The sequence below is a fragment of the Sulfitobacter alexandrii genome, assembly GCF_001886735.1.
Taxonomy (GTDB): Bacteria; Pseudomonadota; Alphaproteobacteria; order Rhodobacterales; family Rhodobacteraceae; genus Sulfitobacter; species Sulfitobacter alexandrii.
On sequence record NZ_CP018076.1, the window covers coordinates 3,266,844 to 3,281,473 of the forward strand.

The following is a 14,630-nucleotide window of genomic DNA, read 5'->3' on the forward strand; positions in this document are numbered from 1 at the left end:
CATGACCGTGAATGTCCTGTTCGCCGCCAAGCAAGAGCGGTGGGAAACCTATGAGCAACCGCTGCGCAAGGCGCTGGCCGACGCCGGTGTCGACGCCCGGCTGGGCACCGACATCCCGCCTGCCGAGGTCGATTACATCGTCTATGCCCCAACAGCGATCTGCAGGATTTCACCCCTTATACGCGCGCCAAGGCCGTGCTGAACCTCTGGGCCGGCGTCGAGAACGTGGTGGGCAACGAGACACTGAAGATTCCGCTGGCCCGCATGGTGGACCCCGGCCTGACCCGGGGCATGGTGGAATGGGTCACGGGCCACGTGATGCGGTATCACCTCGGGCTGGACACGGACATCACCCGCACGGACGCCCGGTGGGAACCGCGCACGCCCCCGCTGGCGCCGGAACGCAAGGTGGTGATGCTGGGCATGGGGGCGCTCGGCAGTGCCGCGGCGGACGTTCTGAAAGACATCGGCTTTGATGTCTTCGGCTGGTCGCGCAGCCCCAAGGACGTGTCCGGTGTCACCTGCCTGCACGGCGAGGACGGACTGAAACAGGCCCTGTCCAAGGCCGAGATCGCCGTGCTGCTGCTGCCCGATACCCCGGCGACAGAGAACACGCTGAATGCCGAGACGCTCGCGCTGATGCCGAAGGGCGCCTGCATCATCAATCCGGGACGCGGCCCGCTGATCGACGATGATGCGCTGCTGGCCGCGCTCGACAGCGGCCAGATCGGCCACGCCACGCTGGACGTGTTCCGCACGGAACCGCTGCCGTCCGACCATCCCTACTGGGCCCACCCCAAGGTGACGGTGACGCCGCATATCGCCGCGGCCACCCGTGCGCGCACGGCATCCGAATCCATCGCCGAGAACGTGCGCCGGGGCGAGGCGGGAGAGGCGTTCCTGAACCTCGTCGACCGCGGCCTCGGATACTGAGCAGGCGCGCCTCGGTACGGTAACCGAAGCGCAGCGCCCGTTCAGGCCGCGATGAGCCCCCGCCCCCGCAGCAGGGCCTCGACCCCCGGCAACCGGCCGCGGAAGGCAGTGTAGAGCTCTGCCGCATCGCGACTGCCGCCGCTGGAGAGGATGTGCCGCTCCAGCGCCGCCGCCGTGTGGGGATCGAAGGCACCGCCGGCTTCCTCGAATGCCTCGAAGGCATCCGCGTCCATGACCTCCGACCACATGTAGCTGTAGTAGCCGCTGGAATATCCGTCGCCCGAAAAGACATGGGCGAACTGCGGGGTCGCGTGACGCATCCGGATCGCTTCGGGCATCCCGATTTCCGTCAGGATCTCGGCCTGCCGCGCCATCGGGTCCGCGGGCGCGGTGCCGTCGTGAAACGCGAGGTCCACCAAAGCGGAGGCGACGTATTCCACCGTCTGGAAGCCCATGTCGAACGTGCCTGCCGCCAGCACCTTGTCCAGCATGTCCCTCGGCATCGGTTCGCCCGTGCGGGCGTGGGTCGCGAATTCGGCCAGCACTTCGGGCACCTCGAGCCAGTGCTCGTACAGCTGGCTGGGCAGTTCCACGAAATCACGGGCGACAGAGGTGCCGCTGACGCTTTCATAGGTCACGTCGGAAAGCATCTGGTGCAGCGCGTGGCCGAATTCGTGAAACAGCGTGCACGCGTCGTCGTAGGACAACAACGCCGGATCGGACTTGGCAAAATTGCAGACGTTGATGACCACGGGGCGCTGTTCCTTGGGGAACTTCGCCTGGCCGCGCATGGCCGAACACCACGCGCCCGAACGCTTCGATCCGCGGGCGAAGTAATCTCCGATGAACACGGCGACATGCTCGCCATTTCGCGTCACGTCCCAAGCCCGGCAATCCGGGTGGTAGAGCGGCACGTCCAGAGGTGCGAATTCGAGCCCGAACAGGCGATTGGCACAGTCGAAGGCCGCGTCGATCATGCGGTCGAGCTGGAAGTAGGGCTTCATCGCGGCCTCGTCGAGGTCATGCTCCGCCGCGCGCCGCTTCTCCGCGTAGTAACGCCAGTCCCACGGGGCGAGATCGCCATTCACGCCATCGGCGTGCATCATGCCGGTCAGCACCTCCGCATCGGCCTCGGCCTGTGTTTTCGCAGGCGTCCAGACTTCCATCAGCAGGTCGCGCACGGCCTGCGGCGTCTTGGCCATTTCGGTTTCCAGCTTGTAGGTTGCGAAGGTCTCATACCCCAGCAGCTTGGCGCGCTCCTCGCGCAGGGCGAGGATCTCGGCCGCGATGGCGCGGTTGTCGGTCTCACCTCCACCAGCGCCCCGCGCCTCCCAGGCACGAAAGGCCCGCTCGCGCAGGTCGCGGCGGGGCGAGAACTGCAGGAACGGAACGATCAGCGACCGCGACAGGGTGACCACGGGGCCGTCGACGCCTTTTTCTTCGCCAGCGGCACGGGCGGCATCGACCACGAAGTCGGGCAGCCCTGTCAGGTCATCCTCGGTCAGTTCCATGTACCAGTTGCGCTCGTCGGCCAGCAGGTTCTGGGTAAACTGGGTGCCAAGCACCGCAAGCCGCCCCTTGATCTCCTTCATGCGGGCCGCCTCCTGTCCGTCCAGCGCGGCCCCTGCGCGCACGAAGCCACGGTGGGTCAGCATCAGCACGCGCGCCTGTTCATCCGTCAGGTCCAGATCGTCACGCTTTTCCCATACCTCGGCCACGCGGGCGAACAGCGCCTTGTTCGCCGAAATCTCCGAGAAATGGGCCGCCAGCTTGGGCGAGAAGTCCCGCTGAAGCTTTTCCCGCGCCGGGGTGCTGTCGGCCCCGGCGACGGTAAAGAACACGCCCAGCACCTTGTCCAGGGCGCGGCCCGCCGATTCCAGTGCCTCGATCGTGTTGGCGAAGTCGGCCGGATCGGGGTTTTCCGCGATTGCCGCGATTTCCGCGTTGTGCGCGGTCAGGGCCTCTTCCAGCGCGGGGGCGAAATCATCGTCGGAAATCCGGTCGAAAGGCGCGATGTCGAAGGGGGTTTGCCAGTCTTGCAGCAGCGGGTTTGTCATGGGGAACTCCTTTGTCCCCAAGCTAGGTCGCGGCGCGGCCAGTTACAATGCGCCCCGCATCAGGTGCCGGCCGTCCCGCCGCAGGTCGGGCAATCGGCCCGGCGCGTGATGGTGATGCTGCGGCTCTCTCCGAAAAGCGCGTCGTAGATCAGCATCTGCCCCCGCGCCGGTGTGCCCGCGCCAGTCAGCAGCTTGATCGCCTCGACCGCCATCATGGACCCGACGACGCCGGGCAGCGGCCCGATCACCCCGGCCTCGGCGCAGGACGGCGCGAGGTGCGGCGCGGGCGGCACATCGAAGACGCATTGGTAGCAGGGTGCACCCTGCGCCGGATCGAACACGGAAAGCTGGCCTTCCCACTGGCTCAATGCACCCGAGACCAGCGGCTTGCCCGCACGCACACAGGCCGCGTTGACAAGGTAGCGGGTATCGAAGTTGTCACAGCCATCAAGAACCAGATCGTAGTCCGAAACGAGGTCGTCCGCGATCTCGACCGTCATGCGGCGGTGGTAGGGCCGCAGCGTGACGAAGGGATTCTGCGCCTCCACCGCCTGCTGCGCGGAAAAGACCTTTGGCATCCCGATCGAGGAGTCGCGGTGGATCACCTGCCGCTGAAGGTTGGCGTTCTCGACGGTGTCATCATCAATGACACCGATGGTGCCGACACCCGCCGCGGCGAGGTATTGCAGGGCCGGTGAACCCAGCCCGCCCGCGCCGATCACCAGCACGCGCCCGTTCTTCAGCGCCTTCTGGCCCGCGCCGCCGACTTCGCGCAGGACGATGTGGCGCGCGTACCGGTTGAGTTCCGCGTCGGAAAACGCGCCGCGCCGGACCGGTCCGGCGTCTTCCGCCGCGCCGCCCGCCCGTCTGCGCAGGGCACGGATCAGGGCCCGGTAGGCCAGAAAGAGCGCCACCGCACCCCCCAGAAGCAGCCAGGGCGCCGCGCTGCCGCCGGTGTTGATCACCAGCGGATGGGTTGCGGGAAAGGTGACCTGTATGCCGAGCACCGCAAGGTAGAGCACGCCGAGCAGCGTCAGCCGCACCTGCCTCGGCGCCCCGATCAGCCCGCCCCCAAACCAGATGGCCGCGGCCATGACGGCGACCAGCAACATCAGGTGACCCCCGTCGAGCCGAACCCCCCGCTGCCGCGGGCGGTGTCGTCGAGATCCGTCGCGAGGGCAAATTCCGCCTGCACCACCGGCGCGACCACCATCTGGGCGATGCGCATCCCGTGCGTCACCTCGAACGGTTCCGCGCCGGTGTTCAGCAGAATGACACCGACAACGCCGCGATAGTCCGCGTCGATGGTGCCGGGACTGTTGGGCAGGGTCAGCCCGTGTTTCAGCGCGAGCCCGGATCGCGGCCTGATCTGCACCTCGAAGCCGGGCGGGATCGCCATGTGCAACCCGGTGGAGACCAGCGCGCGGCCTCCCTGCGGCACGATCACCGGGCCTTCGGGCAGGTTGGCGCGCAGATCCGCACCGGCGGCCTGATCGGTTTCATAGGACGGCAGGCCGATCGTATCGTCGGCGCCCTCGGCCCAGCGCATGCTGATCGTCACCATGCCCTGCCCTATCCCAGCGCCTGCGCGATGCGGCGCGCCAGTTTGCGCGCGACCTCGTCCTTGCCCGCGCGGTCCCATTTTTCCGCCCCGGCGTCCGTGATCAGGACCACCGCGTTCTCGGTCCCGCCCATGATACCCGTGGCCGGGGAAACATCGTTCGCGACGATCCAATCGCATCCCTTGCGCGCCCGCTTGGCGGTGGCGTTGTCGACCACGTCGTTGGTTTCGGCGGCAAATCCCACGACGAGGCCGGGCCGACCCTGCGTCATTTCGCTGACGGTCCTGAGGATGTCCGGGTTCTCGGCGAATGTCAGTTGGGGCAGACCATCGCTGGATTTCTTCAGCTTGCGGTCACTGGTCGAACTCACGCGCCAATCGGCCACCGCGGCGGCGAAGACAGCCGCATCCGCAGGCAGGGCGGCCTGCACCGCGTCGAGCATCTCCCGCGCCGTTTCGACGCGCTCCACCTCGACCCCCTCTGGCGGGGGGACGTCGGCGGGGCCGGTGACAAAGACGACCTCGGCTCCCAGTGCCGCCAGCGCCCGGCCCAGCGCGGCGCCCTGCGCGCCGGACGACCGGTTGGCGATATAGCGCACGGGGTCGATCGGCTCGTGCGTCGGGCCGGAGGTCACGAGGATGCGTTTGCCCTTGAGCGGTCCGTCGGCCAGCCGCATCTCTATCGCGGTCAGGATTTCCATCGGTTCGGCCATGCGTCCCGGGCCGAACTCCCCACAGGCCATGCCGCCTTCGTTCGGGCCGACCATGGCGATGCCGTCGCCTTTCAGCGTCGCGATGTTGCGTTGGGTGGCGGGGTGTTGCCACATGCGCACATTCATCGCCGGCGCCAGCAGCACCGGCGTATCGGTGGCCAGCAGAAGGGTGGAGGCGAGATCGTTCGCCAGACCATGCGCCATCTTTGCCATGAGATCTGCCGTCGCAGGGGCGACCACCACGAGGTCGGCCACGCGGCTTAGCTGGATATGGCCCATCTCGGCCTCGTCGTTCAGATCGAAGAGGCGCTGGAAAACCGGTTTGCCCGCCAACGCCGACACCGACAGGGGCGTGACGAATTCCGAGCCGGCGTCGGTCAGCACCGGTGTCACCTCGGCCCCCCGCTCGCGCAGGCGGCGGATCAGGTCGAGCGACTTGAAGGCGGCGATGCCGCCGCCGATGATCAGCAGAATATGTTTGCCTGCAAGCATAAGAATGTCCCCGCAAGGTCGCGCCTTGCCGGGACCATAAGCGGCGGGGCGGCGATGTGCCAGCCCCGGCCTGCCAGGTCATGTCAGGTCAGGAAATGCAGCACTTCGCGCGACTGGCCTTCGAGAGACTTGCGCATCTTGACGAACGCCGCCGCCTCAAGCTGGCGGACGCGCTCCTTCGACAGGCTCAGTTCCTCGCCCAGGCTTTCCAGCGTGCGGGGCTGGTCGCGCAGCTTGCGCTCCCGCACGATGAACTGTTCACGTTCGTTCAGTTCCTGCATCGCGGCGACGAGCCAGATGCGCAGCTGCTTGGTGTCGTGGCTGTCCTCGACCCTTTCGGCGGCCTGCATGCTGTCGTCCACCAGCGCGTCGATCCATTCGCGGCCTTCGTCCTCGGCCGACTGGGTCGCGTTCAATGAGTAGTCGGAGCCCGACAGGCGCCCTTCCATCATTTCCACGTCGTGCAGCGGCACCCCGATCTCGGTGGAGATCATCTGACGGAGCTGGTGGCGGTCCAGCGTCACTCCCGAGGCGGAAGCCTCACGCTCAAGCCGGGCCTGAACGCGCCTCATGTTGAAGAACAGTGACTTCTGCGAGGAGGTCGACCCGGTGCGGACCATGGACCAGTTGCGCATCACGTGGTCCTGAATGGACGCCTTGATCCACCAGACGGCGTAGGTGGAGAACCGGACCCCGCGATCGGGGTCGAACTTGTCCGCCGCCTTCATCAGTCCAAGGCCCGCTTCTTGAATGAGGTCGTTCATGGGCGCGCCGTAGCGCTTGAATTTTCCGGCCATCGATATGGCAAGCCGCATGTAGGCGGTGATGAGCCGATGCAGGGCTGCCTCGTCCCGGTTGTCCCGCCACGCGTAGGCCAGTTCAAGCTCCGTGTCGGCATCCAAAAGTTCCGCTTTCATCGCGGTTCGCGTAAGTGAAAATTCCCTGGCCGTTTGCATCGTCATAATCAAATACCCCCTGAAAGCATCGCACGTCTTGAGACCAACCTGTGACGAGGATACGCATGACCCGCCGCGTTGGTTCCGAATGAGGACAGAAAAATGTTGACCCGATCTGCACTTGTCCTAGGAGGCGCCGCTTCCGGAAAATCGGCCTGGGCCGAGGAAGTTCTGAAAAATGTCGGACAGCCAATGGTTTACGTCGCCACCGGGAGGATATTCGACGACGAGGTGGCACAAAAGGTCGCAGTCCACAAAAAGCGCCGGGACGCGCGGTGGCGCACCATCGAGGCCCCCCTGGACGTGGGGCCGGCGCTGGAATCCGTAGCGGCAGACGACAGCGTCCTGATCGACTGCGCGACCATGTGGCTGACCAACCACATGATGGACGGCAACGACCTGACAGCGGCGCAGGATGCGCTGCTGGCGGCGCTGCGGGCCTGTCCCGCGCGCTGGATCATCGTCTCGAACGAGGTCGGACAGGGGATCGTGCCCAATAACGCGCTTTCCCGGCGATTCCGCGAAGCGCAGGGCCGGCTCAACATCGTACTCGCGCGGGAGGCGGAAACGGTGGTCCAGGTGACCGCCGGACTGCCGCTTGCCCTGAAAGGACAGCTTCCATGACCACCTGGCACTGGGTCCGGCATGGCCCCACGCACGAAAAGACCTTCGTCGGCTGGCGCGATGTTCCGGCGGACCTCTCCGATGCGGCGCGCCTTGCGCGCCTGACCGGTTTCCTGCCCGATACCGCCCTGATCGTCTCGTCCGACCTCAGCCGGTCGATCACCACGGCGGATGCGCTCGAGGCGCCGCGCCGGCACCGCCTGCCACACCGGCATGACCTGCGGGAGCTTCATTTCGGCGACTGGGACGGCAAACATTTCACCGAGATCGAAAGGACGCATCCCGAACTGTCCCGGACCTATTGGGAAAGCCCCGGCGACGTGGCCGCGCCCGGCGGCGAAAGCTGGAACGAGGCCGCCGCGCGTGTCAGCGCCGCCGTCGACGCCCTGAACAGCCGTCACCCGGACGCCCATATCATCGCGGTGGCGCATTTCGGCGTGATCCTGACCCAGGTGCAACGCGCGCTCGGTGTGTCGGCGACCGAAGCGATGGCGCACAAGATCGACAACCTGTCCGTGACAGAGCTTCATCACCGGGCGGGAACCTGGCAGGTGCAGCGCATCAATCACCTCCCGTGATGGCCCAGCGCGCAATTTGGCGATTGCGCGGATTCTCGAAACAGGGCTAGCTGCGGTCATGACATACGACCTTTTCATCGGCGATCGCACCTTCTCAAGCTGGTCTCTCAGGGGCTGGCTGATGCTGGAAAAATTCAAGCTGCCTTACCGGACACACATGGTGGGGCTCTACTCGGGCACGATGGGCGCGGACCTTGCACCGCTGGCACCCGCCACGCTGGTCCCGGTCCTGCGATGCCCCGACGGCACCGTGGTAGGCGAAACCCTCGCCATGGCGGAAACCCTTGCGGAACGGCACCCGGACGCGGGCATGTGGCCGGAAGACCCCGCCGCCCGCGCGACGGCGCGTTGGCTGTGCGCCGCGATGACGTCGGGTTTCGGCGCGCTGCGGGGCAGCTGCCCCATGCAGCTTCAGCACGTCAACAAGGGCTTTGCCGTGACCGACGCCGTCCGCTCCGACCTCGACCGGGTCGAAGCACTGTGGACCCATGCGATGAACAACGCGCCGCTGCGGGGCCAGTGGCTGTTCGGCGCCTATTCGCTGGCGGATGTGTTCTATGCGCCGGTCGCGGCGCGGATCGTCGGGTATGACCTGCCGGTTTCCGACGCCGCCCGCCGTTACTGCGAGACGACGATCGGGGATCCCGCGTTCCGCGCATGGCGGGCAGAGGGCCTGAAAACCACCTATGACCCCTTCCCCTACGACCTGGGCACGGACACCGCGCCATGGCCGGACGACGCGCGGCGTTAACCATTCTTAAACCACCGCTGACTATCCCTTGACCAGTTTTTCCGAAGGGATGACAGATGGTCTCGCGCGCCTATACCGTTGCGTTTCAGGGCGTCGAGGCGCGCATGGTCGAGGTGCAGTGCGCCGTGACGGCGGGCCTGCCCGCCTTTTCCATCGTGGGCCTGCCGGACAAGGCCGTTTCCGAAGCGCGCGACCGGGTGCGCACGGCCCTGACGTCGATGGCCATCGCCCTGCCGTCCAAACGGATCACGGTGAATCTCAGCCCTGCGGATCTGCCGAAGGAAGGCAGCCATTTCGATCTGCCGATCGCCCTGTCGCTTCTGGCGGCGCTGGACATCCTGCCCGACGACGTCGTGCAGAACGTGGTCGCGCTCGGAGAACTGTCGCTCGACGGCTCGCTGGTTCCCGTGGTGGGGGCGCTGCCCGCCGCGATGGCGGCGGCGGAACAGGACCGCAGCCTGCTCTGCCCTGCCGGATCGGGCGCCGAGGCGGCATGGGTCGGCAACACCCAGGTGATCGCGGCCGGTTCGCTGGGCGATGTCGTGCGGCACTACACCGGGCAGGCCCCGCTTGCACCAGCCGAACCCGGAGAGGTGTCCGAACCGCCGCAGGGCCGTGACCTGCGCGACGTGAAGGGGCAGGAACGCGCGAAACGGGCTCTGGAAATCGCGGCCGCCGGGCGCCATCACCTGATGTTCGTGGGCACGCCGGGGTCGGGAAAGAGCATGCTGGCCGCGCGGCTGCCTTCCATCCTGCCACCGCTGACCCCGGCGGAGGCGCTGGAGACCTCGATGATCCATTCCCTCGCCGGCCTGCTGGACGAGGGCGGCATTTCCCGCGCCCGCCCTTTTCGCGAACCCCATCACACCGCGTCGATGGCGGCGATCATCGGTGGCGGGCGGCAGGCGCGGCCGGGCGAAGTCTCCCTCGCGCACAACGGCGTGCTGTTCATGGATGAGTTCCCCGAGTTTCCCCGAACGGTGCTGGAAACCCTGCGCCAGCCGATCGAAACCGGCGAAGTGATGATCGCGCGGGCCAACGCCCATGTGAAGTATCCTTGCCGTTTCATGCTGGTGGCCGCCGCGAACCCCTGCAAATGCGGATACCTCAGCGACCCCGCCCGCGCCTGCGCGCGGGTGCCCCAGTGCGGTGAAGACTACATGGGCCGCATTTCGGGCCCGCTGATGGACAGGTTCGACCTGCGGGTGGACGTGCCGCCGGTCGCCTTCAGCGACCTCGACCTGCCCGGCGGCGGCGAACGCTCCGCCGATGTGGCGGCACGTGTCGCCGCCGCCCGCGCGCTTCAGGCGGAACGGTTCGGGGATCACCCCGGCATGCTCGTGAACGCGGACGCGGAAGGCGACGTGCTGGAACGTGTCGCGACACCGGATGCCGAGGGCCGCGCCCTGCTGACCAAGGTCGCGGAACGGTTCCACCTGTCGGCCCGGGGTTATCACCGGGTGATCCGGGTCGCCCGCACCATCGCGGACCTCGACGGCTCGGAAACCGTGGGAAGACCCCATATCGCCGAATCCGTCAGCTTTCGCCTCGCGTCTCCAGCCGTTGCCTGATCCATCCCGCCACGTCGCGCAGGGATGCCCGCGCTTCGGGAAGGGTATTGTGGAAGATGGGCCAGACGTGCGGCAGGTCGTGCGCCTCGGCAAAGTCGACGTCGACCCCCTGCGCGCGCAGGTGCGCGGCCATGCGGCGGGAATCGTCCCGCAGGATCTCGGTGTCCGCCACTGTCAGCCAGACCGGCGCGGCGCCGGAGAAATCCGCGAACAGCGGGCTGACCGCGGGATCGTCAGGCTGGCAGCCCGCCAGATACATCTCGGCCAGTTCAGGGGCACGACCGGCGACGAGGATCGCCTCCGACCGGGCGTTCCGGCGGAAACTCTCACCGGAATAGGTCATGTCGGTGAGCGGCGAAAAGCAGAATGCACCGGCGGGGCGCGGCCCCCCTTCGCGCGCGAGGCTTGCCAGCAGGCCCAGCGCGAGGGTGCCGCCCGCGCTGTCCCCGCCCAGCACCACGCGGGACGGATCGGCGCCGGCGGCGATCAGCCCGTCCCAAGCGGCGCGCACGTCCTCGGCGGCGGCGGGAAAGGGTGCTTCGGGTGCCAGCCTGTAGCGCGGCAGGACGGCGCGTGCCCCCGACAGTGCCGCGATCCGTCCCAGCATCGCGGCGTGGGTCTGCGGACTGCCAAAGACGAAACCGCCGCCGTGGATATAGAGGATGATCGCGTCGGAGGAGACGGCGGGCGGCACCACTTCCAGCGCATCGATCCGGTGCTGCGCGAACTCCAGCACCAACCAGTGCTGGCGGGTACCGCGCGGGGCGTGGAAGAAGAAGCGCGCCTGCCGCTCCAGCGTCCCGCGCATCTGCTGGGGCTGTCGCACCCGCGCGAGGCGGGGTTTCTCGACCAGCCGCAGATAGGCGTTCAGAAAGGAGCGCCGCAGGCTCACCCGCGCCGCGCCTCCACCGCCTCCCAGATCTTGCCGGCGATGTTCACGCCGTCAAAACGTTCCAGTTCCTGAATGCCGGTGGGAGAGGTCACGTTGATCTCGGTCAGGTAGTCGCCGATCACGTCGATGCCGACAAAGACCTGGCCCTTTTCCCTGAGCAGCGGGCCGATCGCCGCGCAGATTTCCCGGTCACGGTCGGTCAGGCCGACCTTTTCGGGGCGTCCGCCGACGTGCATGTTCGACCGTGTCTCACCCTCTGCCGGGACCCGGTTGATGGCGCCCACGGCTTCCCCGTCGACGAGGATGACGCGTTTGTCGCCTTTCGACACGGCGGGCAGGAATTTCTGCACGATCAGCGGCTCGCGGGAGAATCCGGTGAACAGTTCGTGCAGCGAGCTCAGGTTGCGGTCGTTTTCGTCGAGGCGGAACACGCCCGCCCCGCCGTTGCCGTAGAGCGGTTTCAGGATGATGTCGCCATGCTTGGCCCGGAAGGCCTTGATGGTGTCGAGGTCGCGGGCGACGGTCGTCGGCGGGGTGAGCTGCGGGAAATCGAGCACCAGAAGCTTCTCGGGATAGTTGCGCACCCAGAAGGGATCGTTGACCACCAGCGTCGTGCCCTTCAGCCGGTCCAGCAGGTGAGTCGACGTGATGTAGTGCATGTCGAACGGGGGATCCTGACGCAGCCAGACCACGTCGAAGTCCGCGAGGTCCACCTCGCGGCGGGGACCGAACTGCGCATGATCGCCCTGAACCCGCTGGACGGTGAAATCATGCCCCCGTGCGGTGATCCGGCCTTCCTGGTAGGCCAGATGATCCGGTTCGTAGAAGAACAGCTCGTGGCCCCGCGCCTGGGCTTCCTCGGCCAGTCGGAAACTGCTGTCCGCGTTGATGTTCACATCCCCGATGGGGTCCATCTGAAAGGCTATTTTCATCGATCCGTCCCTGCTGCCTGCCCCTTAGATGGCGCAGCGGAACCGCGGGCGCAATGGGTCAGCCGTACCCGAAGGCGTTTTCGATGATCCGGGTCCGGCCCTGCCCGTCCACAAGCGCCACGTCGAAGCGCGCCGGTGTCAGGCTGCCCGCGGGCTCGGTGCCGAGGAATTCCTCTGCCGCGAGGCAGATGCGCTGCATCTGGCTGGACGAAAGGCTGGCCGCCGCGCGATCGAAGTCCCGCGCCTGTTTCACCTCGACAAAGACGATTCCGGCAGCGTCACGCAGGATCAGGTCGATTTCACCGCCCTTTCCGCGCCATCGCCTGCGCGCCAGGGTGAAACCACGGCGTTCGTAATCCTGTGCGATGCGGTTTTCCGCGGCGATACCCGCATGGTGGGCCATCGCCCCACTGTGGGTCCGGTCGGTGCCCGTCATCCATCGTCCTTTCCCAGTGCCAGCGCGGCCTGGTAGACCTTGCGCCGCGGCAGCGCGTGCGCCTGTGACACCATGTCGACCGCGTCACGCATGGACATGTCGCCCAGCGCCTTCCTGAGCTCCGTTTCTAGGTCGATCTCCTTAACAGTGTCTGAACGCAGGCGGTCTATCAGCACCACGATCTCGCCTCTTGCGGGGTGGGCCGCATGGCGATCGGCCAGATTTTCGAGCGTCTCGCGCTGAACTTCCTCGAATTTCTTGGTCAGTTCGCGACAGACCGCCGCCTGCCGGTCCGGGCCCAGCACTTCGGCCGCATCGCGCAGCATGGCGCCCAGCCGCTTGGGTGATTCGTAGAAGACCAGTGTTCCGGGCACCTCGCGCAGGGTTTCCAGTGCGGATTTGCGCGCCGCGGTGGCGTTCGGCAGGAAACCCGCGAAAAAGAAGGCGTCGGTGGGCAGCCCGCCCAGCGCCAGCGCGGTCGGCAGGGCCGAGGGGCCGGGCGCGCAGGTCAGGGGCAGATCGGCCGCGGCCACGGCGCGCGCCAGTTCGAAACCCGGATCGGCGATCAGCGGCATCCCGGCTTCCGACGCATAGGCCACGGACCGCCCCGACCGGATGTCTTCGACAAGCCGTCCCGTGACTCCCGTGCCGCTATGATCGTGCATCGCGATGATTCGGCGACTGCCGAGGGGGACGCCGTGAATATCCATCAGGCGCCTGAGGCTGCGGGTATCCTCTGCCGCCAGCACATCCGCGCTCGCCAGCACGTCGAGCGCCCTCAGGGTGATGTCGCGGGCCGTGCCGATGGGTACGCCGACGAAGTACAATCCCGCCGACAGGGGCACCTTCTCATAATTCACGCTGGACCCGCCTTTCCCACACTCTATGATCCCGCAGGACACACACCGGCGCCGCGACGCCGTCAGAACACCCGGGGAGTGAGTTCGACATGATTGCTTTTTTCGATGCAGGCCGCAAGAAGCTGCGGCTGCTGTTGCTGCCGCTGTTTGCCTTGATCCTCGCCGCCTGCGAGCCGATCGCCATGGGCGGCATCGCCAACAGCGGCGGGCCGAAGGTGGACACCAGTGCGCCGATCCCCGTGGCGCTGCTGGTGCCCCGAGGCGGGTCCGCCAGCGACAATCTGCTGGCGCAGAACCTCGAGAATGCGGCCCGGCTCGCCATTCGCGACCTTGACGGTGTGCAGGTGGACCTGCGGGTCTACGGCACCGCGGGCAATGCGGGCACTGCCGCCAGCATGGCCGCTCAGGCCGTGAACGAAGGGGCCAAGATCATCCTTGGCCCGGTCTATGCGGAATCCGCCAACGCGGCGGGTGTCGCCGTCGCATCTCAGGGGGTGAACGTGCTGTCGTTCTCCAACAACCCGACCATCGCCGGCGGCAACGTCTTCGTTCTCGGGCCGACCTTCGACACGACGGCGAACCGTCTGGTGGGCTATGCCAAGCGCACCGGGAAGGACCGCATCGTGGTCGTCAGCGGGCAGGACGTGGCGGGCCAACTGGGCCGCACCGCCATCGAGCGGGCCATCGCCGCCAACGGCGCAACCCTCGCAGGCAGCGTCGACTATGCGCTGAGCCAGGAATCGGTGATCGCGTCGATCCCGCGGGTCAAGGCCGCGGTCGAAGGCGGCAATGCCAATGCCGTGTTCCTCACGACCTCGTCCGCCAGTGCCCTGCCGTTGTTCGCGCAGCTCCTGCCCGAGGCCGGCATCCAGGGCCCCGCTACCCAGTACATCGGCCTGACCCGCTGGGACATCCCGCCGGCCACGCTGGCACTGCCCGGCGTTCAGGGCGGCTGGTTTGCGCTGCCCGACCCCGGCGCCACGGGCGTTTTCCGGCAGAAGTACAGCGCGGCCTACGGGTCGGAGCCGCATCCGCTGGCCGGGCTCGCCTTTGACGGCATCGCGGCGATCGGCGCATTGGCCAAGACCGGCAAGTCGTCGGCCCTGTCCGGCGCGTCGCTGACGCAAGGGGCCGGGTTCCGGGGCGCTTCGGGCATCTTCCGTCTGAACCGCGACGGCACCAACGACCGCGGGCTGGCCGTGGCCACCATCCGCAACCAGCAGGTCGTCGTGATCGACGCCGCGCCGCAGGCCTTCGGCGGCGCAGGTTTCTGA

General features: G+C 67.2%; 14 protein-coding genes and 1 pseudogene. 6 read left to right on the plus strand and 9 right to left on the minus strand.

From position 1 onward, the window contains the following. The first annotated feature begins 1 nt into the window (after nt 1). A pseudogene (locus BOO69_RS15990) lies at nt 2-933 on the plus strand (2-hydroxyacid dehydrogenase). 41 nt (nt 934-974) lie between these two features. Here the strand turns inward: BOO69_RS15990 and BOO69_RS15995 are convergent. The 5 genes from BOO69_RS15995 to BOO69_RS16015 all read right to left on the minus strand — a co-directional run bounded on the left by BOO69_RS15995 (nt 975) and on the right by BOO69_RS16015 (nt 6,718). Beyond that, nucleotides 975-2,990: a M3 family metallopeptidase gene (locus BOO69_RS15995; RefSeq protein ID WP_071973073.1), complete on the minus strand. Its 2,016-nt coding sequence runs from the start codon at nt 2,988-2,990 to the stop codon at nt 975-977. Nucleotides 2,991-3,049: 59 nt separating this feature from the next. Further along, entirely contained in the window at nt 3,050-4,102 is a 1,053-nt protein-coding gene (locus tag BOO69_RS16000; RefSeq protein WP_071973074.1) for a HesA/MoeB/ThiF family protein, read from the minus strand. After that, a complete protein-coding gene (gene dut / locus BOO69_RS16005; RefSeq protein ID WP_071973075.1) occupies nt 4,102-4,554 on the minus strand; it encodes a dUTP diphosphatase in 453 nt (150 codons plus the stop codon). The genes BOO69_RS16000 and dut overlap by 1 nt, the downstream gene beginning before the upstream one ends. Nucleotides 4,555-4,562: 8 nt before the next feature. Then, nucleotides 4,563-5,756: a bifunctional phosphopantothenoylcysteine decarboxylase/phosphopantothenate--cysteine ligase CoaBC gene (gene coaBC, locus BOO69_RS16010; RefSeq protein WP_071973076.1), complete on the minus strand. Its 1,194-nt coding sequence runs from the start codon at nt 5,754-5,756 to the stop codon at nt 4,563-4,565. An 83-nt stretch (nt 5,757-5,839) separates the two neighbouring features. Beyond that, nucleotides 5,840-6,718 (minus strand): RNA polymerase factor sigma-32, encoded by an 879-nt coding sequence (locus BOO69_RS16015; RefSeq protein WP_071973077.1) that lies wholly within the window; start codon nt 6,716-6,718, stop codon nt 5,840-5,842. 96 nt (nt 6,719-6,814) lie between these two features. Between BOO69_RS16015 and cobU the strand changes: the two genes are divergently transcribed. From cobU to BOO69_RS16035, 4 genes are read left to right on the plus strand one after another with little or no spacing between them, the layout of a single operon-like run. Further along, entirely contained in the window at nt 6,815-7,336 is a 522-nt protein-coding gene (gene cobU, locus BOO69_RS16020; protein WP_071973078.1) for a bifunctional adenosylcobinamide kinase/adenosylcobinamide-phosphate guanylyltransferase, read from the plus strand. Next, nucleotides 7,333-7,914, plus strand: a complete 582-nt coding sequence (locus tag BOO69_RS16025; RefSeq protein ID WP_071973079.1) for a histidine phosphatase family protein — start codon at nt 7,333-7,335, stop codon at nt 7,912-7,914. Before cobU ends, BOO69_RS16025 begins: the two co-directional genes overlap by 4 nt. Nucleotides 7,915-7,972: 58 nt before the next feature. Continuing rightward, complete coding sequence (locus BOO69_RS16030; protein ID WP_071973080.1) at nt 7,973-8,665, plus strand: glutathione S-transferase; 693 nt, start codon at nt 7,973-7,975, stop codon at nt 8,663-8,665. A 56-nt stretch (nt 8,666-8,721) separates the two neighbouring features. After that, entirely contained in the window at nt 8,722-10,236 is a 1,515-nt protein-coding gene (locus BOO69_RS16035) for a YifB family Mg chelatase-like AAA ATPase (RefSeq protein WP_071973081.1), read from the plus strand. Here BOO69_RS16035 and BOO69_RS16040 read toward each other — a convergent pair. Genes BOO69_RS16040 through rsmI form a run of 4 tightly spaced genes read right to left on the minus strand, consistent with a single transcriptional unit; the run spans nt 10,202 to nt 13,356 of the window. Continuing rightward, complete coding sequence (locus tag BOO69_RS16040; protein ID WP_071973082.1) at nt 10,202-11,128, minus strand: alpha/beta hydrolase; 927 nt, start codon at nt 11,126-11,128, stop codon at nt 10,202-10,204. The genes BOO69_RS16035 and BOO69_RS16040 overlap by 35 nt on opposite strands. Continuing rightward, the gene (gshB, locus tag BOO69_RS16045; protein WP_071973083.1) at nt 11,125-12,060 is read right to left on the minus strand and encodes a glutathione synthase; all 936 of its coding nucleotides are present in this window, start codon (nt 12,058-12,060) and stop codon (nt 11,125-11,127) included. Before gshB ends, BOO69_RS16040 begins: the two co-directional genes overlap by 4 nt. A gap of 58 nt (nt 12,061-12,118) precedes the next feature. After that, nucleotides 12,119-12,496: a YraN family protein gene (locus BOO69_RS16050; RefSeq protein ID WP_071973084.1), complete on the minus strand. Its 378-nt coding sequence runs from the start codon at nt 12,494-12,496 to the stop codon at nt 12,119-12,121. Beyond that, a complete protein-coding gene (gene rsmI, locus BOO69_RS16055; protein WP_071973085.1) occupies nt 12,493-13,356 on the minus strand; it encodes a 16S rRNA (cytidine(1402)-2'-O)-methyltransferase in 864 nt (287 codons plus the stop codon). The genes BOO69_RS16050 and rsmI overlap by 4 nt, the downstream gene beginning before the upstream one ends. A gap of 89 nt (nt 13,357-13,445) precedes the next feature. On the opposite strand from rsmI, the gene BOO69_RS16060 reads away from it, so the two are divergent. Further along, on the plus strand, nt 13,446-14,630 hold the full coding sequence (locus tag BOO69_RS16060) for a penicillin-binding protein activator (RefSeq protein WP_071973086.1): 1,185 nt from the start codon (nt 13,446-13,448) through the stop codon (nt 14,628-14,630).

Bases quoted from the DNA above. Each gene is read 5' to 3' on its own strand.
- gshB (WP_071973083.1), bottom strand. From the start codon at position 12,060: ATGAAAATAGCCTTTCAGATGGACCCCATCGGGGATGTGAACATCAAC.
- BOO69_RS16050 (WP_071973084.1), bottom strand. From the start codon at position 12,496: ATGACGGGCACCGACCGGACCCACAGTGGGGCGATGGCCCACCATGCG.
- BOO69_RS15995 (WP_071973073.1), bottom strand. From the start codon at position 2,990: ATGACAAACCCGCTGCTGCAAGACTGGCAAACCCCCTTCGACATCGCG.
- coaBC (WP_071973076.1), bottom strand. From the start codon at position 5,756: ATGCTTGCAGGCAAACATATTCTGCTGATCATCGGCGGCGGCATCGCC.
- BOO69_RS16000 (WP_071973074.1), bottom strand. From the start codon at position 4,102: ATGTTGCTGGTCGCCGTCATGGCCGCGGCCATCTGGTTTGGGGGCGGG.
- BOO69_RS16060 (WP_071973086.1), top strand. From the start codon at position 13,446: ATGATTGCTTTTTTCGATGCAGGCCGCAAGAAGCTGCGGCTGCTGTTG.
- cobU (WP_071973078.1), top strand. From the start codon at position 6,815: ATGTTGACCCGATCTGCACTTGTCCTAGGAGGCGCCGCTTCCGGAAAA.
- BOO69_RS16035 (WP_071973081.1), top strand. From the start codon at position 8,722: ATGGTCTCGCGCGCCTATACCGTTGCGTTTCAGGGCGTCGAGGCGCGC.
- dut (WP_071973075.1), bottom strand. From the start codon at position 4,554: ATGGTGACGATCAGCATGCGCTGGGCCGAGGGCGCCGACGATACGATC.
- BOO69_RS16030 (WP_071973080.1), top strand. From the start codon at position 7,973: ATGACATACGACCTTTTCATCGGCGATCGCACCTTCTCAAGCTGGTCT.
- BOO69_RS16015 (WP_071973077.1), bottom strand. From the start codon at position 6,718: ATGACGATGCAAACGGCCAGGGAATTTTCACTTACGCGAACCGCGATG.
- BOO69_RS16025 (WP_071973079.1), top strand. From the start codon at position 7,333: ATGACCACCTGGCACTGGGTCCGGCATGGCCCCACGCACGAAAAGACC.